At 68.6% G+C, this 20897-nt stretch carries 20 protein-coding genes and 2 pseudogenes; 15 read left to right on the forward strand and 7 right to left on the reverse strand.

Annotation, left to right across the window (positions count from 1 at the left end; genetic code table 11):
- On the forward strand, positions 1-432 hold a 432-nt coding region (locus tag AC1D2O_RS35180), incomplete at its 5' end, for an aminotransferase class V-fold PLP-dependent enzyme (protein WP_478158712.1).
- A gap of 23 nt (positions 433-455) precedes the next feature.
- Here the strand turns inward: AC1D2O_RS35180 and AC1D2O_RS35185 are convergent.
- On the reverse strand, positions 456-1415 hold the full coding sequence (locus AC1D2O_RS35185; protein WP_478094411.1) for a ketopantoate reductase family protein: 960 nt from the start codon (positions 1413-1415) through the stop codon (positions 456-458).
- A 170-nt stretch (positions 1416-1585) separates the two neighbouring features.
- Between AC1D2O_RS35185 and AC1D2O_RS35190 the strand changes: the two genes are divergently transcribed.
- From AC1D2O_RS35190 to AC1D2O_RS35245, 12 genes and pseudogenes are all read left to right on the forward strand, one after another.
- Positions 1586-2425, forward strand: coding sequence for a transporter substrate-binding domain-containing protein (locus AC1D2O_RS35190; RefSeq protein ID WP_478094412.1), 840 nt, complete (start codon positions 1586-1588; stop codon positions 2423-2425).
- A 49-nt stretch (positions 2426-2474) separates the two neighbouring features.
- Positions 2475-3194, forward strand: coding sequence for an amino acid ABC transporter permease (locus AC1D2O_RS35195; RefSeq protein ID WP_478093967.1), 720 nt, complete (start codon positions 2475-2477; stop codon positions 3192-3194).
- A 7-nt stretch (positions 3195-3201) separates the two neighbouring features.
- A complete protein-coding gene (locus AC1D2O_RS35200) occupies positions 3202-3894 on the forward strand; it encodes an amino acid ABC transporter permease (RefSeq protein ID WP_478093965.1) in 693 nt (230 codons plus the stop codon).
- A 226-nt stretch (positions 3895-4120) separates the two neighbouring features.
- Complete coding sequence (locus AC1D2O_RS35205; protein ID WP_478093966.1) at positions 4121-5734, forward strand: TIGR04028 family ABC transporter substrate-binding protein; 1614 nt, start codon at positions 4121-4123, stop codon at positions 5732-5734.
- Positions 5735-5753: 19 nt separating this feature from the next.
- Positions 5754-7433, forward strand: a complete 1680-nt coding sequence (locus tag AC1D2O_RS35210) for a TIGR04028 family ABC transporter substrate-binding protein (protein WP_478158713.1) — start codon at positions 5754-5756, stop codon at positions 7431-7433.
- Between the two features lie 13 nt (positions 7434-7446).
- Positions 7447-8385 (forward strand): ABC transporter permease, encoded by a 939-nt coding sequence (locus AC1D2O_RS35215; protein ID WP_478094396.1) that lies wholly within the window; start codon positions 7447-7449, stop codon positions 8383-8385.
- 3 nt (positions 8386-8388) lie between these two features.
- On the forward strand, positions 8389-9264 hold the full coding sequence (locus AC1D2O_RS35220) for an ABC transporter permease (RefSeq protein ID WP_478158714.1): 876 nt from the start codon (positions 8389-8391) through the stop codon (positions 9262-9264).
- Complete coding sequence (locus tag AC1D2O_RS35225) at positions 9261-10967, forward strand: dipeptide ABC transporter ATP-binding protein (protein ID WP_478158715.1); 1707 nt, start codon at positions 9261-9263, stop codon at positions 10965-10967. The genes AC1D2O_RS35220 and AC1D2O_RS35225 overlap by 4 nt, the downstream gene beginning before the upstream one ends.
- Positions 10849-11970, forward strand: coding sequence for a putative FMN-dependent luciferase-like monooxygenase (locus tag AC1D2O_RS35230; RefSeq protein WP_478091492.1), 1122 nt, complete (start codon positions 10849-10851; stop codon positions 11968-11970). Before AC1D2O_RS35225 ends, AC1D2O_RS35230 begins: the two co-directional genes overlap by 119 nt.
- Positions 11967-12605 carry a CMD domain protein gene (locus tag AC1D2O_RS35235; RefSeq protein ID WP_478091494.1) on the forward strand — a complete coding sequence of 213 codons (639 nt, stop codon included), beginning with the start codon at positions 11967-11969 and terminating at the stop codon, positions 12603-12605. Before AC1D2O_RS35230 ends, AC1D2O_RS35235 begins: the two co-directional genes overlap by 4 nt.
- A gap of 12 nt (positions 12606-12617) precedes the next feature.
- Positions 12618-13235, forward strand: a complete 618-nt coding sequence (locus AC1D2O_RS35240) for an alkylhydroperoxidase domain protein (RefSeq protein WP_478091495.1) — start codon at positions 12618-12620, stop codon at positions 13233-13235.
- 600 nt (positions 13236-13835) lie between these two features.
- A pseudogene (locus AC1D2O_RS35245) lies at positions 13836-14189 on the forward strand (thioredoxin domain-containing protein); the annotation flags it as partial.
- Positions 14190-14348: 159 nt separating this feature from the next.
- On the opposite strand, the pseudogene AC1D2O_RS35250 reads toward AC1D2O_RS35245, so the two are convergent.
- From AC1D2O_RS35250 to AC1D2O_RS35275, 6 genes and pseudogenes are all read right to left on the reverse strand, one after another.
- Positions 14349-15056, reverse strand: a pseudogene (locus AC1D2O_RS35250) (LLM class flavin-dependent oxidoreductase); the annotation flags it as partial.
- Positions 15057-15113: 57 nt separating this feature from the next.
- Positions 15114-15386 carry a 2-dehydropantoate 2-reductase N-terminal domain-containing protein gene (locus AC1D2O_RS35255; RefSeq protein ID WP_478091496.1) on the reverse strand — a complete coding sequence of 91 codons (273 nt, stop codon included), beginning with the start codon at positions 15384-15386 and terminating at the stop codon, positions 15114-15116.
- A gap of 11 nt (positions 15387-15397) precedes the next feature.
- Positions 15398-16594: an N-methyl-L-tryptophan oxidase gene (gene solA / locus AC1D2O_RS35260; protein ID WP_478091497.1), complete on the reverse strand. Its 1197-nt coding sequence runs from the start codon at positions 16592-16594 to the stop codon at positions 15398-15400.
- Positions 16595-16634: 40 nt separating this feature from the next.
- Positions 16635-17618, reverse strand: a complete 984-nt coding sequence (locus AC1D2O_RS35265; RefSeq protein ID WP_478158716.1) for an aliphatic sulfonate ABC transporter substrate-binding protein — start codon at positions 17616-17618, stop codon at positions 16635-16637.
- 17 nt (positions 17619-17635) lie between these two features.
- Positions 17636-18457, reverse strand: coding sequence for a MetQ/NlpA family ABC transporter substrate-binding protein (locus tag AC1D2O_RS35270; RefSeq protein ID WP_478158717.1), 822 nt, complete (start codon positions 18455-18457; stop codon positions 17636-17638).
- A 135-nt stretch (positions 18458-18592) separates the two neighbouring features.
- Positions 18593-19612 (reverse strand): ABC transporter ATP-binding protein, encoded by a 1020-nt coding sequence (locus AC1D2O_RS35275; protein ID WP_478158725.1) that lies wholly within the window; start codon positions 19610-19612, stop codon positions 18593-18595.
- Positions 19613-19722: 110 nt separating this feature from the next.
- Here AC1D2O_RS35275 and AC1D2O_RS35280 point away from each other — a divergent pair, with 110 nt between their 5' ends.
- Both AC1D2O_RS35280 and AC1D2O_RS35285 read left to right on the forward strand, forming a co-directional pair.
- Positions 19723-20355, forward strand: a complete 633-nt coding sequence (locus tag AC1D2O_RS35280) for an ABC transporter substrate-binding protein (protein ID WP_477650036.1) — start codon at positions 19723-19725, stop codon at positions 20353-20355.
- Between the two features lie 165 nt (positions 20356-20520).
- On the forward strand, positions 20521-20871 hold the full coding sequence (locus tag AC1D2O_RS35285; protein WP_478158718.1) for a hypothetical protein: 351 nt from the start codon (positions 20521-20523) through the stop codon (positions 20869-20871).
- Positions 20872-20897: the final 26 nt, after the last annotated feature.

The raw sequence follows: 20897 nt of genomic DNA on the forward strand, positions 1-20897 counted from the left end.
TTCCAGCCGATCCCGAACAAGTTCGAGGCCGGCACCGGCAACATCGCCGACGCGGTGGGTCTGGGCGCCGCGATCGACTACGTGAACCGGGTCGGCATCGAGAACATCGCGCGCTACGAGCACGAGCTGCTGGTGTATGGCATGCAGCAGCTGGGTGCGATCCCGGGCGTGCGGCTGATCGGCACCGCGGTCGACAAGTCCAGCGTGATGTCCTTCGTGCTGGCCGGCTACAGCACCGAGGAGGTGGGCCACGCGCTCAACGACGAGGGCATCGCGGTGCGCACGGGGCATCACTGCGCGCAGCCGATCCTGCGGCGCAACGGCGTCGAGACCACGGTGCGGCCATCGCTGGCCTTCTACAACACCTTCGACGAGATCGACCGCATGGTGGCGGTGGTGCGCAGGCTGGCGGGGCAGCGGCGGGCGGGTTGAGCTGAGCCGCTGCGGCCGCCGCCTCAGGCCACGAGCCGCTGCGCCGGCGCCGCCTCGGCGGCGTCCCGCACGCGCCGCGCCTCGTAGCTGCGCAGCTGTGCACAGGCCAGCGGCAGCAGAACGGTGTCGGCGGTCGACCAGCGCCCGCGGCGCAGGAAGTCGCCGAGGATGTGATCGCCTTCGGTCGGCGCGCCGCGCTCGATGTCCTTCAGCAGCGAGGCCGTCAGGGTCGAGCCCGGCGCGGTGACAGTGGCGCGCGTGCGCCCCAGCGCTTCGGGGCTGGGCGGAAAACCATTGTGGGCGGCGATGCGGCTGCACTCGTTGAGCAGTTCGAGGGCCACGTTCTGCGCGCCGGCATCGACGATGTCGCCGACGCTCGCGCGCATCAGGCTGGTGGCACTGGCCAGCGTGGCGATGTGCACCCATTTCTCCCACATGGCCTGCAGGATTCTCTCGCGCGGCCGGCTGTCGAAGTTGGCCGCGGCGAAGGCGGCTGCGATCGCGTCGATGCGCGGGCTGCGCTCGCCATCGAGTTCACCGAACGCGAGCGTGTGGTCGCGGCTCAGGTGCACCACGGCGCCGCTGTCGTCGAGGGCGGCCGAGATCACCCCGAGGCCGCCCACCACCTTCGCGTAGCCGAAGCGTTCGGTCAGTCGATCGAGGTGGCGCAAGCCGTTGAGCAGCGGCAGGATCGCGGTCTCGTCGCCGACCGCCGGCGCGAAGGCCGCGATCGTGCTTTCGAGGTCGTAGGCCTTGCAGCCGACGATGACCAGGTCATAGCTGTCGTCGAGCTGGTGCGCCAGCAGCGTCCGCGGCGCGCGCAGGTGGGCGTCGCCCGCCGCGCTGTAGAGCGTGAGGCCGCCCGCCGCGAGCTGGGCGGCGCGCCGGGGGCGCACCAGAAAAGTCACGTCCTGCCCGGCTTGAAGCAGTCGGCCGCCGAAGTAGCCACCCAGGGCGCCAGCGCCCACCACGAGGATTCTCATTGATCGTTCTTTCGGAGATCGAGGCAGCGTAGGCCCCTTCGCGCGCTTTGACCACGAAGGATTCGGCATGTGCACATGCGGAAACTGTCGGTCGATATGCATGGACGAAAAACGTCGTTGGATCCGGGGCGGACCTTGCCTAGAGTCGCGCCTTCCAAAGAGGAGATTGCATGAAATTCCGACCCCTGATCCTTTGCGGCGTGGCCACCCTGGCCAGCCTCGCATCCTTGCAGGCCGCCTGGGCCGACCGCCTCGACGACATCCGCAAGGCCGGCGTCCTGCGGGTCGCCGCCTTCGACGGCAATCCGCCCTTCGGCTACATCGACGCCACGAGCAAGAAGCAGGTAGGGCACGACATCGATCTGGCGAACGACTACGCCAAGAGCCTCGGCGTGAAGATCGAACTGGTGCCGACCAATCCGGCCAACCGCATTCCGTTGTTGACTTCGGGCAAGGTAGACGTGGTGTTCGCGAGCTTCACGATCACCGACGAGCGCGCGAAGGTGGTCGACTTCACGACGCCGTACTTCCTGGTCGGCCAGCAGTTCCTGGCGAAGAAGGGCGTGCTCACCGATGCCTCGCAGATCAAGGACCTGCGCATCGGCACCGAGAAGGGCACCACGATGGAGACCAATCTGCGTGCCCGCTACCCCGACGCCAAGGTGGTGCTCTACGACGACTCGCCGTTCGCCCTGGCCGCCTTGCGCAACGGCAATGTCCAGGCGATCACCAACGATGGCGTGAAGCTCACCGCGCAATGGGGCCAGTTGCCCGACAAGGAGCGCTACGAGATCCCGCCGATCACGGTCTCCAAGGAATACCTCGGCGCCGCGGTGCCCAAGGGCGAGACGCGGCTGCTCGAATCGCTCAACGGCTGGCTGACCGAGATCGAGAAGAACGGCCGCGCCGTCGCCATCTACGACAGCTGGTTCGGTCCGAACAGCAAGGCGCCGCTGCCGCGCCTGCTGAAGATCGGCGACACCAAGGTGGCCGCGGCCACCGATCGGTGACATTGCCGGGCCGTGGCTCGGCGCGCGCCGAGCCGGTGCTTCGCGCTGCATGAGCTTCGTCGAGGCTGCACAGGCCCAGCTGCTGGCACCCAAGTACCTGCGCTGGCTGCTCGACGGCTGGATGACCACGCTCTGGGCGGCGCTGGTCGTGATCGTGGCGTCGACGCTGCTGGGCGTGGGGTTCGCGGCGGCACGCACCAGTGCAAGGCCGTGGCTGCGCAGGCTGGCGGCGCTCTACCTCTCGGCGTTCCGCAACACACCGCTGCTGGTGCAGCTCTTCTTCTGGTACTTCGGCGCGCCCAGCCTGCTCCCGGAGGCGGCACGCGAGTGGCTCAACGCCGGGCATGCCTTCTGGCCTTCGTTCGAAGTGCTGTCGGCGCTGGTCGGGCTCGTGCTGTATGCCACCGCCTATGTGGGCGAGGAGTTGCGCGCCGGCATGCGGGGCGTGCCGCTCGCGCAACTGCAGGCCGGCACCGCGCTCGGCTTCACGCCGGCGCAGGTGCTGCGCCACGTCGTGCTGCCGCAAGCCGTGCGGATCGCGCTGTCGCCGCTGCTTGGGCAGTACATGAACATCGTGAAGAACACGTCGCTCGCCATGGCCGTCGGCCTGGTCGAGTTGTCCTATACGGCGCGCCAGGTTGAAGCCGATACATTCAAGACCTTCCAGGCCTTCGGCTTCGCCACGCTGTTCTACGTCGTCACCATCGCACTGCTCGAGATGCTGAGCGCCCGCGTGTCGCGTCGCCAGGCGATCCTGCCTCGCGGATGAGGTGGTGATGAACGACGCGTTCGCGATGCTGGCCGACAGCCTGCCGTACCTGCTGTGGGGCGCCTGGCCGGAGGGTCCACTCGGCGGCGCGGCGCTCACCTTGCTGCTGAGCGCCGGATCGGCCGTGGCCTCGGCGGTGCTCGGCCTGCTGGGCGGCGTGGCCCTGGCGATGGCCTCGGGCCGCCTGCGCACGCTGCTCGTACTGCTGCTCGGCTTCCTGCGTGCGGTGCCGGTGCTCATGCTGATCTTCTGGACCTATTTCCTGCTGCCGATGGCGCTCGGCGTCGACGTGCCTGGCGTGCTGTCGGTCATGTGCGCGCTGTCGCTGGTCGGCGGTGCCTACCTGGCGCATGCGGTGCATGCCGGCATTCGCGGCGTGCCGGTCGGTCAGTGGCATGCCGGCCTGTCATTGGGGCTGACGCGTTGGGGCAGCTTGCGCCATCTCGTGCTGCCGCAGGCGCTGCGCATGATGCTGCCGTCCTTCGTCAATCAGTGGGTCACTCTCGTGAAGGACAGTTCGCTGGCCTACATCGTGGGCGTCGGCGAACTGTCCTTCGTCGCGGCGCAGGTCAACGCGCGCACGATGATCTATCCGGCCGAGATCTTCGTCCTCGTCGGGGCGCTCTACTGGGTGCTGTGCACGGGCCTCGACCAGGGGGCGCAGGCATTGCTGCGCGCCCGGCAACCGGGGCTGCGCTGAGGGTCGCGTGGGCACCGGAAACGAAGCCGGCGCTCTTATCTGTTTTCCGCATACCGATGCTCCGCAATCGGTGCCGAAAGCGCAGTCGGCTGGCTACGATTTCAGCCTTGGTGGCAATGCCTTGCGCCACGCCGAGTTCTCATTCATCTCCCGTCGAAAGTATTTCGTGAACGTGTTTTCCAGAAGATTCGAGCGTGCGGCTGCGGCCGCCGCGGTCGTGGCATTGATGGCGTTGATCGCCGCCTGCTCCAAGGCGCCCGATGCGCCTGCGGCCGTCGCCACGGACGCGGGCGCGCCCGTCACGGGCGGGACGCTGGTCTATCTCGAGCAGCAGGCGCACACCAACCTGTACCCGCCGGCGGGCGGCTTCTATCCGAACGGCGGCATCCTCAACCAGGTCACGGACAAGCTGACCTACCAGGACCCGAAGACGCTCAAGATCGAACCCTGGATCGCCGAGTCGTGGACCGTCAACGACGCGGTCACCGAGTACACCTTCAAGCTGCGCGAAGGCGTGACCTTCTCGGACGGAACGCCGCTCGACGCGGCCGCGGTCGCGAAGAACTTCGACACCTTCGGCAAGGGCAACAAGGAACTCAAGCAGCCGGTGTCGGAGGTGATCAACAACTACGAGCGCAGCGAGGTGATCGATCCACGCACGGTCAAGTTCTACTTCAAGAAGCCGTCGCCCGGCTTCCTGCAGGGCACCTCGGTGATCGGCTCCGGCCTTGTGTCGACAGCGACCCTGGCGCGGCCCTTCGAAGAGCTGGGCGACGCCACCAAGATCATCGGCTCCGGCCCCTTCGTCGTCACCAGCGAGACGCTGGGCAAGGAACTGCTGCTCTCGGCGCGCAAGGACTACAAGTGGGGCCCGGCCACACTGGCGCACCAGGGTCGTGCGCTGCTCGACGAGATCAAGCTCATCGTGACGCCCGAAGACAGCGTGCGCATCGGCGCGCTGGTCGCGGGGCAGGCCGGCTTCATCCGCCAGGTGCAGGCCTACGACGAGAAGCGCGTCCAGGAAGGGGGCTTTGCCATCTACGCACCCTCGACCCGCGGCGTGAACAACAGCATCAACTTCCGCCCGGACAATCCGCTGGTGGCCGACCTGCGCGTGCGCCAGGCCCTGCTGCATGCGACCGACACCAAGGCGATCGTCGAGACCCTTTTCTCGTCGAACTACCCGCAAGCCACGTCGGTACTGGCCTCGACCGCCGCCGGCTACGTGGACCTCTCCGCCAAGCTCGGCCACGACGCAGCGAAGGCCGCTCAGTTGCTCGACGAGGCCGGATGGAAGGCCGGCGCCAACGGCGTGCGAAGCAAGGACGGGCAAGAACTCGTGCTGCGTGCCTACGAGGCGCTGCCGCAGCCGCAGAACAAGGAGACGCTGCAACTGGTGGCCCAGCAGTGGGCCAAGATCGGCGTCAAGCTCGAGGTGCTGACCGGCGATGCCGGCAGCAAGACCATCGACAACCTCGACCCGGCCAAGACCGCGGTGTTCCCGACCATGGTCGGCCGCGCCGACCCCGACGTGGTCAAGAGCCAGTACTACCCGACCAATCGCAACGTCCTGCTGCAAAAGGGCGGCGTCAGCGACAAGGTCAAGGGCTTCGAGGATGCCAAGCTCAACGGACTGCTGGAAGGCATCGCCGCCGAAGTCGACCCGGGCAAGCGCCTAGCGCTGGTCGGCGAGGCGCAGAACTACGTGATCGACCAGGCCTACGTGATTCCGATCTTCGAGGAGCCCCAGGCCTTCGCGGGTGCGCCCTGGGTGAAGGGCGTGGGCTTCGAGGCCGTCGGCCGCCCGAGCTTCTACACCGCTTGGCTGGCGAAACACTGAGGCGTACCGCGCGATTCGCATGCAGGGCTTTTTTCAACCACGCCGCGCAAGGGGAGTGGCGCGCGCCGCGGCGCTGGCGCTCGCACTCGGGGTAGGGCTCGCCGGCTGCACGAAGACGGTCGACAGCGCGGCACCCGGTGCCGATGCGGCCGGGCCCGTGATCGGAGGCACCCTGGTCTATCTCGAGCAGCAGGCGCACAACAACCTCTATCCGCCGGCCGGAGGTTTCTATCCGAACGGCGGAATCCTCAACCAGATCACCGACAAACTGACCTACCAGAATCCGCAGACGCTCGAGATCGAGCCCTGGATCGCCGAGTCCTGGGAGGTCAACGACAAGGCCACCGAGTACACCTTCAGCTTGCGCGAAGGCGTCACCTTCTCCAACGGTGCACCACTCGATGCCGCGGCGGTGGCGAAGAACTACGACGCCTTCGGGCTGGGCAACAAGGCGCTCAAGCAGTCGGTGTCGGAGGTCATCAACAACTACGAGCGCAGCGAAGTCATCGACGCGCGCACGGTCAGGTTCTACTTCAAGAAGGCATCGCCAGGCTTCCTGCAGGGCACCTCGGTGATCGGCTCCGGCCTGGTGGCGCCGGAGACGCTGGACCGTCCCTTCGAGGAACTGGGCGACGCCACCAAGATCATCGGGTCCGGCCCCTTCGTCGTCGCCTCCGAGACGCTCGGCAAGGAAGTGAACCTGGCGGTTCGCAAGGACTATCGCTGGGGCCCAGCCAAGCTGCCGCAGCAGGGCCGGGCGCGCCTGGATGCGATCAAGATCGTCGTCACGCCCGAAGACAGCGTGCGCATCGGCGCGCTGCTGGCCGGCCAGGCCGGCTTCATCCGCCAGATCCAGGCTTATGACGAGAAGCGCGTGCGCGAGCAGCAGTTCCCGGTCTATGCGTCGTCGACACGCGGCGTGAACGACAGCCTGGCGTTCCGGCCCGACAACCCGCTCGTCGCCGACCTGCGCGTGCGCCGGGCGCTGCTGCATGCGACCAGTGCGCGCGACATCGTGCAGACCTTGTTCAGCGACAACTATCCGCAGGCGAAGGGCGTCATCGTATCGACCGCCGCCGGCTTCGTCGATCTCTCCGACAAGCTGGTGCACGATGAGGCCAAGGCGGCGCGACTGCTCGACGAAGCCGGCTGGAAGGTCGGCGCCCAGGGCCTGCGCCAGAAGGACGGGCAGGACCTGGTGCTCGCCACCTACGAGTCGCCCAACTACCTGCAGAACAAGGAAGTGCTGCAGCTCGTGGCGCAGCAGTGGGCCAAGCTCGGCGTGAAGCTGAGCGTGATGTCCGGCGACCTGGGCAGCCGCACGCTCGACAGCCTCGACCCGCAGAAGACACCGTTGATTCCCGCCATGGTCGGCCGTGCCGACCCCGACGTGATCAAGAGCAACTTCCATCCGGCCAACCGCAATCTGCTGCTGCAAAAGGGCGGCGTCAGCCAGAAGGTCAGGTCCTTCGAGGATGACAAGCTCAATGCGCTGTTCGACGCCATCGCGCAGGAGCCCGATGCCGCCAAGCGCCTGGCACTGACGCGGGAAGTCCAGCACTACCTGGTCGACCAGGCTTACGTGATCCCGTTGTTCGAGGAGCCGCAGGTGTTCGCCGGCGCGCCCTGGGTGCGCGACGTGGGCTTCGAGGCGGTCGGCCGTCCGAGCTTCTACGGCACCTGGCTGGCGCCGCACTGATCGGACCCATGCGATGAGCAAATACCTCTACGGCCGCATCGGCCAGGCGCTGCTGGTGCTCTGGGCCGCCTTCACCGCTTCCTTCATCCTGCTGCAGGCGCTGCCCGGTGATGCGGTGCTGATCAAGTTCCTCAATCCCGACATGGGCCTCGGGCCGAAGGAGATCGCCGACATCCGCGCCTCCTACGGTGCCGACAACCCGGTGTGGGAACGCTATTTCCACACTCTGTGGAACTTCCTCGCCGGCAACTTCGGCTACTCGATGCAGGCCGGCGTGCCCGTGAGCCAGGGCCTCGCGACCAACCTGCCGCCGACGCTGCGGCTGGCGACCTTCGGCTTCGCGGTGGCGCTGCTGCTGGCCGTGGCGTTGTCCTTCCTGTCGAACCTCACTCGCTTCGCCTGGCTGCGCGCGGCCATCCAGTCGCTGCCCTCGCTGTTCATCTCGGTGCCGGTGTTCTGGCTCGGGATCATGCTGATCCAGGTGTTCTCTTTCCGGCTCGGCCTGATCCCGGTCATCAATCCGGGCAAGTGGGAGGGCCTGGTGCTGCCCACGCTCACGCTCGCGGTCCCGATCTCGGCGCCACTGGCGCAGATCCTGATGCGCAACATCGACGAGGTGCTCACGCAGCCCTTCGTGACGGTGGCGCGGGCCAAGGGTGCCACGCGCAACTGGGTGCTCTGGAAGCACGTGGCGCGCAATGCCGTGCTGCCGACGCTGACCATCGCGGGCATCCTGTTCGGCGAGCTGTTGGCCGGCGCGGTGGTCACCGAAGCCGTCTTCGGCCTCAATGGTCTGGGCAGTCTCACCCAGCAGGCGGTCGGCAACCAGGACACGGCGGTGCTGCAGGCCATCGTGGTCATTTCCGCCGCGGCGTTCGTCCTCATCAACCTCGCGGTCGACCTCCTGTATCCGGTGCTCGACCCGCGTCTTCGCATCAAGTTGGGGAGCTGACACATGAGCATTGTTTTCGAAGCAAATCCGGTCGCCTTGGCGAGCCCGGTGGCGCGGCGCTGGCGCCAGGTCCGGCGCGCGCTGCGCGGCGTGCAGCCCGGCCTGCTGCTGGCCTGGCTGGTGATCGCGACGGTGACGCTCTGGGCCGTCGTGCCGGGTGTCTTCACGGGCTACAACCCGGTGCAGGGCACGTCGGGGCAGCACCTCTTGGCGCCCGGCGCCTCGCACCTGCTCGGGACCGACGGGCTGGGCCGCGACCTCTACGCGCGCGTCGTGCACGGCGCGGTGCATTCGCTGTCGGGCGCGTTCCTGGCCGTCACGGTCGGCCTGCTGCTGGGCACCGCGATCGGGCTGGTCGCGGGCTCGGTCGGTGGCGTGGTCGAGGACATCCTGATGCGCATCGTCGACGTGCTGCTGGCGGTGCCTTCGCTGCTGCTGTCGCTGAGCATCATCATCATCCTCGGCTTCGGCACGCTCAACGCGGCGCTGGCGGTCGGCGTGGCCTCGGTCGCGGGCTTCGCGCGGCTGGTGCGCTCGGAGGTGGTGCGGGTGCGCCGCGCCGAGTACGTCGAGGCCGCCTTCGGCAGCGGCGGACGTTTTCGCAGCGTGCTGTGGCGGCACGTGCTGCCGAACTCGATGACCTCGGTGGTGGCGATGGCGGCGCTGCAGTTCGGCACCGCCATCCTGTCGATCTCGACCCTGGGCTTCCTGGGCTACGGCGCGCCGCCGCCGACGCCCGAGTGGGGCCTGCTCATCGCCGAAGGCCGCAACTACATCTCGACCGGCTGGTGGCTCACCACCGTACCGGGCCTCGTCGTGGTGGCCGTGGTGCTGTCGGCCAACCGGATCAGCGTGGCGCTGGCGAAGGGAAAGCAATGAGCGCCGTGGTTGCGCTCAGGCCCGAGGGGCTTGCGGTTCCGCCGGTGCTCGAGGTCGAAGGGCTCGCGATCGGCTACCGCGACAATGCGCAGCTGCACCGCGTGGTGCACGACGTGTCCTTCGCCATCCATCCGGGCGAGATCGTGGCGCTGGTGGGCGAATCGGGCTCGGGCAAGACGACGACGGCGCAGGCCGTCATCGGCCTGCTGCCGGCCAACGGGCAGCTCGAGCATGGCGCGATACGGCTCAACGGCGTCGACGTCGCGGGCTGGTCCGAAAAGCGCTTCGACGCCATCCGCGGAAGCATGGTGAGCCTGATCCCGCAAGACCCGACGAGCTCGCTGAATCCGGTCCGCACGGTCGGCGAACAGGTCGCCGAGATCCTGCGCATCCACCGGCGCGTCGAGCGCCACCAGATCGCTGCGCGCGTGGTCGAGTTGCTGGCGCGTGTCGGCCTCTCGCAACCCGAGCTGCGGGCGCGGCAGTATCCGCACGAGCTCTCCGGGGGCATGAAGCAGCGCGTGCTGATCGCGATCGCCATCGCCCTGCAACCTGCATTGATCATCGCGGACGAGCCGACCAGTGCCCTCGACGTGACGGTGCAGAAGCGCATCCTCGACCTGATCGACGAGCTGCGCCTGGCCTACGGCACCGCGGTGCTGCTGGTAACCCACGACCTGGGCGTGGCCGCCGACCGGGCCAGCCGGATCGTGGTGCTGCAGGGCGGGCGCATTCAGGAGCAGGGGCCGACCGACGCCTTGCTGCGGCAGCCGCGCAGCGCCTACACCCGCCAGTTGCTGTCCGACGCGCCCTCGCTCGCGATGTCGGCCTTTCGGCCGGAGCGCGCGTTGGAGGGGCCGGCTCCCGCGGACGATGGCGACTTCGCCATCGTGGTCGAGAACCTGGTGCACGAATTTGCCATCGGCGGCGCACGCGGCACGGTGTTCCGGGCCGTCGACGGGGTGTCGTTCCGGGTGCGGCGCGGCACCACGCATGCGATCGTGGGCGAGTCCGGATCGGGCAAGACGACCACCATCCGCGACGTGGTGGGGTTGCGGCAGCCGACCGCCGGACGCATCCTGATCGAAGGCACCGACCTCGCGACACTGAGCGGCGAGGCGCTGCGCCTGTTCCGCCGGCGCATCCAGCTGGTGTATCAAAATCCGTTCGGCTCGCTCGATCCGCGCCAGACCATTTTCGAGATCATCGAGGAGCCGCTGCGCAACTTCGAGCCGGTGAGCGCCGCGGAGCGACAGCGCCGGGTGAGTGACATCCTGGCCCGCGTCGGCCTGCCTCCGGCGGTGCTGCAGCGGCGGCCGCAGGCGCTCTCGGGCGGCCAGCGCCAGCGCGTGGCGATCGCCCGCGCGCTGGTGCTCGAGCCGCAGGTGCTGGTGCTCGACGAGGCGGTCTCCGCGCTCGACGTCACGGTGCAGGCGCAGATCCTCCAGCTGCTGGAGCGCCTGCAGGCCGAGCTCGGCCTCACCTACCTCTTCATCTCGCACGACCTCGCGGTGGTGCGCCAGATCGCGGACACCGTGTCGGTGCTGCAGCATGGCCGCCAGGTCGATTCGGGCCGGGTGGAGGATGTGTTCCTGCGCCCCACCAGCCCCTACACACGTGAACTCATCGACGCCATCCCCGGCAAAAGGAACTCGCATCTTGTCCAATCTCCAGCGCCTGGGCTTCTTCAGCAGGCTTCTTGACGACGCCACGGCGGCCGAGCGCTATCGCCTGGTCACGGAGCAGATCGTCCACGCCGAGGCTTTCGGCTTCGACTCGGCCTGGGTCGCGCAGCATCACTTCCACGAGGCGGAAGGCGGCCTGCCTTCGCCGCTGGTCTTCCTGGCCTCGGTGGCGGCGCGCACGCAGCGCATCCGTTTGGGCACCGGCATCGTCACGCTGCCGCTCGAAAACCCGGTGCGCGTCGCCGAAGACGCGGTGGTGCTCGACCTGCTCGCAGGCGGGCGGCTCGAGTTCGGCGTCGGCACCGGCGGCACGCCCTCGTCCTTCACGGCCTTCGGCCAGGAGAGCGAGCAGCGCGCGGTGGTTTTCGCGCAGCACCTGGCGCTGGTGCGCGAGGCCTGGGCCGGGCGGTCGCTGCCCGGGGGCGACCGCCTGTACCCCTCGTCGCCGCAATTGCTCGACCGGATCTGGCAGGCCAGCTTCTCGGTAGGCGGGGGTGCCCGCGCCGGACTGGCCGGCGACGGCTTGATGCTGTCGCGCACCCAGCCGCGCGCGGTCGATGCGCCGCCGGCGACGCTGGCCGACCTGCAGCTGCCGATCATCGAGGCTTACCTGGCCGCCCTTCCTGCCGGCCGCGCGCCGCGCATCGTCGGGTCGCGCTCGGTCTTCGTCGCCGACGACCGCGCGCTCGCACGCCGGTTGGCGGAGGAGGGCTTGCGTCGCAGCCTGGCACGCCAGACCGATCCGGCGCGGCCCGGCCCCGACGCCTCGCTGGACGAACTGATCGCGCGCCAGGACGTGCACGTCGGCACCCCGTCGGACGTGATCGCTTCGCTGCGCGCCGATCGCACCCTGGGGCACGTGACCGACCTGGTGTGCCAGGTGCACTCGGTCGATCCGCCCCATCGCCACATCCTGCGGTCGATCGAACTGATCGCGACCGAAGTCGCTCCTGCGCTCGGCTGGTCCGGCTCGACGACCGCAGATTCTTCATCCCACCCTTCTCTTCAGGCCATCGCATGACCCAGTCCACCCTTCCGGACGTGATCGACCACCTCGTCGGCATTGCGCCCGGCGATGCACTCGACGCCATCCGCGCCAACCGTCCGCAGGCGCGCCTGCACGCGCAGCAAAGTTATCTGGCGCTGTTCGAACCCGCGGCGCCGGCCGCCGGCGACCGCACGCGCTTCACCGGCGTGGAGCGCTTCGCCGTGGCCGTCTTCGTGGCCGGGCTGCACGGGCAGGCCGACCTGGCGGCCTTCCATGCCCAGGGGTTGGCGCGCATCGATGCACCCGCGGGACTGCTGGAGGCCGTGGCCGCGGAGGCCGCCGAAGGCGCCGCGCGAGGTCCGTACGGGAGCTACCCCGAGGGCCGGCTGAGCGCCGAAGACCAGCCCGGGCCGGTGCATGCGGTGAGCGACGCGCACCGCGCGCTGCTCGGCCCGCGACTGTCGGCCGCGCTGGCGCACGCGCACCTGCTGGTGCTGCACCCGCGCGACGCCAAGGCGTCGGACCTGCAGGCGCTGCTCGATGTGGGCTGGTCGACCACCGACATCGTCACGCTGTCGCAACTGGTCGCCTTCCTGTCTTTCCAGATCCGGGTGGTGGTCGGCCTGCGCACGCTCGCGGCCCGGCCCGCACCTTCCAACGCTGCCTGACCGAGCCACGCCATGAGCAACACCACCCTCTCGCATCCGACCAATGTCCCGCCGAACGCCTTCACGCAGGCGGTGCTCGAATGGCTGCCCTGGCTGGAGCCGCTGCCGGCGTCGGACCTGACCGAGCGCCACCTGGCAGGGCTGGTCGATGCATCGCGCGCCAAGTCGCCGTACTTCATGCTGCTGGCGCGCGATCCGGACATCCTCGGCGCTCGCACGCGCACCGACAAGGACATCTTCTACAACCCCGATGCCGGCCTGCCGCGTGCCGAGCGGGAACTCTCGGCCGCCGCGACCTCGCGCTTCAACGGCTGCATCTACTGCGCATCGGTGCACGCGCGATTCGCCTCGCATTTCTCGCCCCGCTCGGCCGATCTCCAGCGCTTGCTGGACGAAGGCGTGGGCGCCGCGCTCGACCCGCGCTGGGATGCGATCGTGGCGGCGTCGGTCGCCTTGTCGTCGACGCCGATCGCCTTCGGTCCGGCCCACGTCGACGCACTGCGCGACGTCGGCCTCGACGATCTCGCGATCTCGGACGTGATCCACGGCGCGGCCTTCTTCAACTGGGCCAACCGCTTGATGCTGTCGCTGGGCGAGCCGCAGGCCGCAGCGATCCCTCAGAAGAACTGAAACCGGACGGTGGGGTCCTGCGCGACGCGTGCGCCGTGGCCCCGCTCCCACGCGAGGTAGTCGGCCCATGCCCGGTCACGGCGCGGCGGTGGCACGCGCATGACCGAGCCCCAGTCGTCTTCGAAGGGCGTGAGGAGCTGGCGCGCCCCCCAGGCTTGCTCGACAGGCAGGCCCGCGGCCTCCCACGCCAGCGTGCCGCCAGCGAGCCAGTCGAATTCCCGTGTCCGTCTCCGAGAAAGCGAACCAGCTGAGCGTCCGCCTCCTCGATCGGCAGTGGCATGCTGCGTCCAGCGGCGGCCAGCAGGCGCTCCAGGGCTGGCATCTTCACCGGCTGGGCCCTGATGGAGGAAAGGATGGCTTCGCAGATCTGGCGGACCCTTTCCCGCGTCAGCGAGTTCGCCTCGCCGATCTCGAGCAGCGTCTGCCCGCTGCCGCGGCCATACCTGGCCGCGAACATGTCGAGCCAACGAACCTTTGCGTCGCTCGATCCCGGCTTCGGATCCGCCTGTTCGATGGCGCATGGAGTCCGACATCTCCAAGCTCCTCGGCCCAGGTTGCATTGTTCGCAGCAATGAGTCGGTCGCACAGGTCGCGAGCAAGATCCTGGCCGACGCGGATCGCAAGGTGGCGGATCTGTACGACCTGATCCATCCGAACGCATCGACCACCGCGACGGTGCGCAGCGTCTTCCTCATCGATCCGAAGAAGACGATCCGCACCACGATCACCTACCCGGCGAGCACCGGCCGCAACTTCGACGAGATCCTGCGGGTGATCGATTCGCTGCAGCTCATCGACAGCCACAAGGTCGCAACGCCGGTGAACTGGAAGGACGGCGACGACGTCGTCACCATCCCCAGCCTGCAGGACCCGGCCGAGCTCGCCCATCGCTTCCCGGAGGGCTTCAAGGCTGTGCGCCCGTACCTGCGCCTGACGCCGCAACCGAACAAGTGAACGCGGCGTCGTTGCAGCGCGCGACACGCGGCGCCTGAGCTCAAAATGGATCGGCCGCGAGCGTGGCGCCGGCCGCCGAATCCCAACGGGTTGCCTGAACAGCGACTACTTGAGCTTGGTCGTGTAGATCTGCTCGCACGCGACACGACGAGATGCAATACCGAAAAGTCGGTCGCAGTGGGCTCGCGTGCGCAAGCCCTCGCGCTGCGCGAGTGCGATCACGCGCTCCCGGCTACTCTGGCTCGCATTGGTTTCCGGCACCTCGGGCAGCGGCGCATCGGAGTCGAACTTCGATGCGTCGTGGCCGAGCGCGATCGATAGCGACGCGATCGCGCTGTCGTAGTGCACCAGGCTGTCGAGCCGGGCACGGATGGCACGCGCCTCGTCAAGCGTGTCGCCGACCACCACGAAGGCGGCAGGCAGGATCTTGAGGTGGTCGCGCTCGCGGCCGAGGGCGGCCAGCCGCCCCTTGACGTCGGCATAGAAGCGCCGGCCTTCCTGCAGCGTGCCGTGGGCCGCGAAGATCACTTCGGCTGTCTCGGCCGCCAACTGCCGGCCGGCTTCGGAGGCCCCCGCCTGGACGATGACCGGCCAGCCCTGCACCGGCCGCGCGATGTGCAGCGGCCCGCGCACCGAGAGGTACTTGCCCTTGCGCTTGAGCGCCTCCATGGGCATGTTGAGCACCGCGAGGTGGTCGGCCATGAAGAAGGCGTCGAAGCGGGCCCGCTCCAGTGTCTGGGCGAAGCGCTTGAGGTGCGCGAAATTGAAGTTCGCATCGGCGAAAGCGCCCGGATAGCGCCAGGCGCCGGTGTGGATGCTGACGGGGCGCATGAAGGCGCCGAGCTTGAGTTGGCGATTGGAGGGCATAGATCACCCTTGCAAACGATCGTCGGCGACGCCGCCAAAGACTGATTGCTTCGATGCTTATGCCCCGGCTTCCTGAGCGATGCTAGCGCCCGGAGGGTCAACGGAAAACGCATCTGCAAACTCGTATTCCTTCGTTTGCAGGCGCGTCGCGTGTCCGCAGAGCGCCGGCAGGTGCGCGTTTCCCGCGGGGCTGTGGATGCGCAGCCCGCCAGCGGCGAGCTGGGCCGCGCGTCGCGGGCGCAGCAGGAAAGTCAGGTCCTGGCCGGCCTGCAGCAGCCGGCCGCCGAAGTAGCCGCCCAGGGCGCCAGCGCCCACCACGAGGATTCTCATGGGTCGTCCTTTCAAGTCCGCCGGTGTGCAAATGCACGAAGGTCGAAGTCCGATGCCTGGCCCAGCACGCGCTGTGCGATCGCCTCGCCCAGGCCGGCGGAGTGCTTGAAGCCGTGCCCCGAGCACGCCGAGGCCACCAGCACCTGCGGTGCGTCCGGCAGGCGGTCGACCACGAAATGGCGGTCCCGCGTCACGGTGTACATGCAGGCACGGGCGTCGACCGCACGCCCGCCGATCGCCGGAAAGCGCCCGGCGACGCGGCTGCGGTACATCGCCTCGACCTCGGCGGCGTCGACCTCGCGCACGAGTGCCGCGGGCGAGGTGGTCCGGGCGTACTGCTCGCTCGCCACCTTGAGCGCGGGCCGGCCGGCGTCGGCCGAGGGGAAGCCGTACATGTAGTCTTCCTCTGCGTCGCCGTACATCCAGATGAAGATCGGCATCCGGCCGGCGACGAAGTCGCCCGCCGCGTTGCCGGCATCGAACCAGTACATCACCTGCCGGTACACCTCGAACTCGCCATGCCATGCGTCGCGCGCGGCCTGGGGCAGGAATTCAGGCAGCCACGGGCCTGCGGCGACCACGACCTGGCGGGCCGTATGGGTTGCGCTGGCGGTGCGCACCGTCACCGATTCGCCTTCTGCGCCGCCGTCGAGCGCGAGCACGGGATCGTCCACGTGCACCAGCGCGCCCGACGCCCGCGCGACATCGAGCTGCGCGGCGATCGCCTGCTCGGGGCGCACGAAGCCCGCCTCGGGCTCGTAATAGCCGATCTCGTTGCCCTGCAGGTGGAACTGCGGAAAGCGCGCGCGGATGCCGTTGGCATCGAGCACCTCGTGGGCGATGCCGAAGCGCTGCGCGCTCGCGATGGTGCGGCGCACGAAATCCGGCTTGCCATGGTGGTCGGCCGCACCGTCGCGAGGCGCCAGGACCAGGCCGCCGGTCTGCGTCAGGATCGAGCGTCCGGTGGCGGCCTCGAGCTCGCGCCAAATCGCGTGCGAACGCCGCACCAGCGGCATGTAGGCCTCGCCTTCGCCGATGGCCAGCCGCGTGATGCGAGACTCGCCGTGCGAAGACCCGTGCTCGTGCGGTGGCGCGAAGCGGTCGATGCCGAGCACGCGCGCGCCGCGCCGCGCGAGCTGGCAGAGCGTGGCGGCGCCGACCGCGCCGAGCCCGACCACGATGGCGTCGTAGTGGGTCGAGCCCGTCATGGTCGTGGACGCGGCACGTGCGCCCCGGCGTGCGGATGCATCAGGCCAGGCCCAGGTCCAGGTTCAGGAACGCGTGCTTGACCTCGATCGGCTTGGGAATGAGCTTGAGTTCGGCGAAGGCGTCGGCCAAACCCTGTTGCTCGCGCGCGATCTCGGGCGTCAGCGCGACCACGCCGTACTGCCGGCGCTCGGTGGCGAGCGCGAGCACCTTGGGCTCGACCTTGAGCTGCGGCGACAGCAGCGCCACCACGTCTTTCGGGTTGCCCTGGGCCCACTGGTTGGCCTTGCTGAGTTCGGCGAACACCGTCTTGAGCGTGGCCTGGTTGGCCCGGGCGTAGCCCGGCTGGGCAAAGTGGTAGGTCCGGTTGCCGCTCAGGCCGGTGCCGTCGAACAGCAGCCTCGAATCGGTGGCGACCTGCGCCCCGGCCAGGAACGGGTCCCACAGGCCGAGCGCCGCGACGCTGCCCGACTGGTAGGCGGCCACGCTGTCGGAGGCGGTCAGGATGTAGACCGGTTCGATGTCCTCGTAGCGCAGGCCGTTGGCCTGCAGCGCCTTGATCAGCACGTACTGCGTGTTGTAGCCGCGGCCCGTGACCACCTTCTTGCCCTTGAGGTCGCGCACTGTCCTGATCGGCGAGTCTTGCGGCACCAGGAAGCCGACGCCGCCCGGGTACGGGCTTTCTGCTGCGAGGTACGCCAGCCCCTTGCCGCTGGCCTGCTGGAACACGCCGATGCCATCGGAGGCATGGCCAAAATCGATGGCGTTGGCGGCGAGCGCCTCCGACAGCTGGCTGCCGCCGAGGAACTCGCGCCATTCCACCGTGACGCCGGCCGGAGCCAGCGCCTTCTCGAGATTGCCGGTGCCCTTGAGGATGTTGAGCGTGTTGAACTTCTGGTAGCCGATGCGCAGGGTCTTGGCGGGTGCGGCGGGGCTTTGTGCCCAGGTGAAACCCGGCACGGCGGCGGCGAGCGCGCCGGCGCCGGCCTGGAGCAGCGCGCGGCGGCGCGACAGGGAGGAGGTCATGGAGAGATCGGCCCGCTTCAGAATGCCGGCACCAGCGCGCCGCTGAACTTCGTCTCGATGAAGCTCTTCACCTCGGGCGAGTGGTAGGCCTTCACGAGCTGCTGCGCCCAGGGCTTGTCCTTGTCGGTGCGGCGCACCGCGATGATGTTGGCGTACGGGCCCTTCGGCGACTCCTTGATCACCGCGTCCTTGGCCAGCGTCAGCCCGGCCTTCTCGGCATAGTCGTTGTTGATCGAGGCGATCGTCAGGTCGTCCAGCGAGCGCGGCAACTGCGCGGCGTCGAGCGGCACCAGCTTGAGCTTCCTGGGGTTGGACACCACGTCGAGCGGGGTCGCGTTGTTGTTCTTCACGGCCTCGGGCTTGAGCGTGATGAGCTTGGCCTCCTGCAGCAGCAGCAGCGCGCGGTTGCCGTTCGATGGGTCGTTCTGGATGCCGACGGATGCGCCGTCGGGCAGCGCATCGATCGACTTGATCTTGCGCGAGTAGAAGCCCAGCGGCGCCGTGATCGTGAGACCGACGGGCACGATGTCGAAGCCGCGCGACTTGTTCTGGTTGTCGAGGAAGGGCTGGTGCTGGAAGGCGTTGGCGTCGAGATCGCCGGCCGCCAGCGCGGCGTTGGGCAGTTGGTAGTCGTTAAACACGACGACCTCGACGGCCAGGCCCTCGAGTGCCGCCGCCTTCTTGACGACTTCCCAGATCTGCTCGCCGCTGCCGACGGAAACGCCGATCTTGAGCGCCTTCTTGTCCTGCGCGTGCAGTGCGCCGCTGGTGGTGAAAAGGACCATGGAGGCAAGGGAAAGCGCGGCGATCAGCGCGGCGCGGCGGCGGGAAGGAAGCATGGGGATGGGCATGTCGAATGGAAGATCCGCCACTGTGCCGGCCGTCGGCCCGCCGGGGAACGAAGGAAAACGCGCAACCTTATTCCCTGAGCGTCGGCGCGACGGCGGCCGAATGCAGTCGGAAGACGTGGCGCGTCAGTTGAGGCGCTGGCCGCCGGCCGCGTCGAAGAGGTGCGCCTCGCCGGCCACGGGCCAAAGCGCCAGACGATCGCCCGGCTGGGCGCTGATCCGGTCGCGAAACGCCGCCATGACGGTCTGGCCGGCCAGGCGCAGCGCAACCTGTGTCTCGGCGCCGGTGGGCTCGACCACGATCACGTCGGCGGAAGGTCCGCGGCTCGGGTCGATCGTGAAATGCTCGGGCCGTGTGCCGTAGAGCACGCGATCGCCGTGCGCGCCGCGGGCTGCCGACGCCAACGGCAGCCGCAAGCCATCGTCCGTCAGGACGGACGGGGCACCGTCGAGCTGCAGGCGTCCCGGGATGAAGTTCATCGCCGGCGAACCGATGAAGCCCGCCACGAAGGCATTCCGGGGCCGGTCATAGAGTTCGAGCGGCGCGCCGACCTGCTCGATCAAGCCGTCCTTCAGCACCACGATCCGGTCGGCCATCGTCATCGCCTCGACCTGGTCGTGGGTCACGTAGACCGTGGTCGTTCCCAGGCGCTGGTGCAGGGCCTTGATCTCGGTGCGCATCTGCACCCGCAGCTTGGCATCGAGATTCGACAGCGGCTCGTCGAACAGGAAGGCCTGGGGCTGCCGCACGATGGCGCGACCTATGGCGACGCGCTGGCGCTGGCCGCCCGAGAGCTGGCGCGGCCGGCGATCGAGCAGATCGCCCAGCCCCAGCGTTTCGGCCGCCTGCCGTACGCGGCGGGCGATGTCGGCGGGCTTCAATCCCTGGATCGTCAGGCCGAAGCCGAGGTTCTGGCCGACCGTCATGTGTGGATACAGCGCGTAGTTCTCGAACACCATCGCGACATAGCGGTCGCGCGGCGCCACGTCGTTGATGCGCCGCTCGCCCAACAGGATCTCGCCCGCGTCGATGCTCTCGAGGCCGGCGATCATGCGCAGCAGCGTGGATTTGCCGCAGCCGGACGGGCCGACCAGTGCGACGAATTCGCCGTCGCGGATATCGATGTCGATGCGCCGCTCTGCCAGAGGGCGCTGGCGTAGAACGCCTCGCCGAAGTCCGCCGGCACATCGGCCCGGCCAACGGCACGGGCGGCATCCCGCTGTCGGACGTGGAGCGTTTCGGAAGGCTCCCGGGCGTGGAGATCGACACGCGCATCTCGCCCTACCTTGGCAGCCACCAGCAGATCTATTTCAACCTCGACACGCCGGCGCTGCAGAAACTCGAGGTGCGCCGCGCCATCGCGCAGGCCATCGACGTGAACGCGTTCGCGAAGACCGTCTGGTATGGCTACGGCACCCTGTCGGCGTCGCCCATCGGCAAGGGAATCAGCCGCTATCACGACGCGAGCATCCAGCCCTATCCCTTCAATCCGAAGGAGGCCGAAGCCGCACTCGACGCCGCCGGCTTCAAGCGCGGTGCCGGTGGAACGCGCCTGAAGCTGCGCGTGCTCTACAACCCGTTCCAGGAACGGCGCGCCGCCGACTTCGTGCGGCAGTCGCTCGGGCGCATCGGCATCGATGCCGCGGTGGAAAGCTACGACTATGCGACCTACGTGACCAAAGGCCTATACCGAACGCGCGTTCGACATCACGCTGGAGAGCCTGACGAACTTGTTCGATCCCACGGTGGGCGTGCAGCGCGTCTTCTGGTCAAAGAACTTCAAGGTCGGCCTGCCTTGTCGAACAGCGCAAGGGACAATTATGTTGACTGGGCTGCGGAGCAGGACCCGAGGCGCTCGCAGAGGAGCGGGGAGGGGAGTGGGGGGTGATGCAGCCCCGGGGGGATTTGACTCGCTCCCCCTTGGGAAAAGTGCGCACGGCAAGCGGAGAAGAGGGCACTGGGGTCTTGCGCGGCCCTGCGACAAACTGTCAGGGCCTTGCGGGGGCGGCATGGCCGGCTTTCGCACATTTGGCATCCTCGCAGGAGCCCTCTCATGCCCTTCCTCGCGCCCTCGTTCGCCCGCCTGCCACCCCTGGACTACCTGCTCGCCGACCAGGTCGAGCCGCGCAAGMAMGTCGCCCGCCACCTGGGCGTGAGCCTGCGCACCCTGCAGCGCTACCAGGCCAGCGGCAACGCACCCCGSGCGGTGTACCTGGCCCTCTGGTTCGAGAGCCGCTGGGGCATGGCCGCCCTGCACACGCAGGCCTACAACGAAGCGCAGCATGCCCGCGCCTGGGTCGCCTCCCTCGAGCGTGAATGCGAACGGCTGCGCGGCGTCATCCGTGCGTACGAGAACGCGCAGGCCCACCCCGCGGCCAACGCGCCGGCCTATCAATTGGTTTGAAGCACGAAGGGCGCAAGGACGGGACG

The sequence above is a fragment of the Variovorax sp. P1_G12 genome (genome assembly GCF_056405555.1).

What these genes read in the sequence shown, in the direction of transcription:
- AC1D2O_RS35185 (WP_478094411.1), bottom strand. Translation starts at nt 1,415, where the DNA reads ATGAGAATCCTCGTGGTGGGCGCTGGCGCCCTGGGTGGCTACTTCGGC.
- AC1D2O_RS35190 (WP_478094412.1), top strand. Translation starts at nt 1,586, where the DNA reads ATGAAATTCCGACCCCTGATCCTTTGCGGCGTGGCCACCCTGGCCAGC.
- AC1D2O_RS35195 (WP_478093967.1), top strand. Translation starts at nt 2,475, where the DNA reads ATGAGCTTCGTCGAGGCTGCACAGGCCCAGCTGCTGGCACCCAAGTAC.
- AC1D2O_RS35200 (WP_478093965.1), top strand. Translation starts at nt 3,202, where the DNA reads ATGAACGACGCGTTCGCGATGCTGGCCGACAGCCTGCCGTACCTGCTG.
- AC1D2O_RS35205 (WP_478093966.1), top strand. Translation starts at nt 4,121, where the DNA reads ATGGCGTTGATCGCCGCCTGCTCCAAGGCGCCCGATGCGCCTGCGGCC.
- AC1D2O_RS35210 (WP_478158713.1), top strand. Translation starts at nt 5,754, where the DNA reads ATGCAGGGCTTTTTTCAACCACGCCGCGCAAGGGGAGTGGCGCGCGCC.
- AC1D2O_RS35215 (WP_478094396.1), top strand. Translation starts at nt 7,447, where the DNA reads ATGAGCAAATACCTCTACGGCCGCATCGGCCAGGCGCTGCTGGTGCTC.
- AC1D2O_RS35220 (WP_478158714.1), top strand. Translation starts at nt 8,389, where the DNA reads ATGAGCATTGTTTTCGAAGCAAATCCGGTCGCCTTGGCGAGCCCGGTG.
- AC1D2O_RS35225 (WP_478158715.1), top strand. Translation starts at nt 9,261, where the DNA reads ATGAGCGCCGTGGTTGCGCTCAGGCCCGAGGGGCTTGCGGTTCCGCCG.
- AC1D2O_RS35230 (WP_478091492.1), top strand. Translation starts at nt 10,849, where the DNA reads ATGTGTTCCTGCGCCCCACCAGCCCCTACACACGTGAACTCATCGACG.
- AC1D2O_RS35235 (WP_478091494.1), top strand. Translation starts at nt 11,967, where the DNA reads ATGACCCAGTCCACCCTTCCGGACGTGATCGACCACCTCGTCGGCATT.
- AC1D2O_RS35240 (WP_478091495.1), top strand. Translation starts at nt 12,618, where the DNA reads ATGAGCAACACCACCCTCTCGCATCCGACCAATGTCCCGCCGAACGCC.
- AC1D2O_RS35255 (WP_478091496.1), bottom strand. Translation starts at nt 15,386, where the DNA reads ATGAGAATCCTCGTGGTGGGCGCTGGCGCCCTGGGCGGCTACTTCGGC.
- solA (WP_478091497.1), bottom strand. Translation starts at nt 16,594, where the DNA reads ATGACGGGCTCGACCCACTACGACGCCATCGTGGTCGGGCTCGGCGCG.
- AC1D2O_RS35265 (WP_478158716.1), bottom strand. Translation starts at nt 17,618, where the DNA reads ATGACCTCCTCCCTGTCGCGCCGCCGCGCGCTGCTCCAGGCCGGCGCC.
- AC1D2O_RS35270 (WP_478158717.1), bottom strand. Translation starts at nt 18,457, where the DNA reads ATGCTTCCTTCCCGCCGCCGCGCCGCGCTGATCGCCGCGCTTTCCCTT.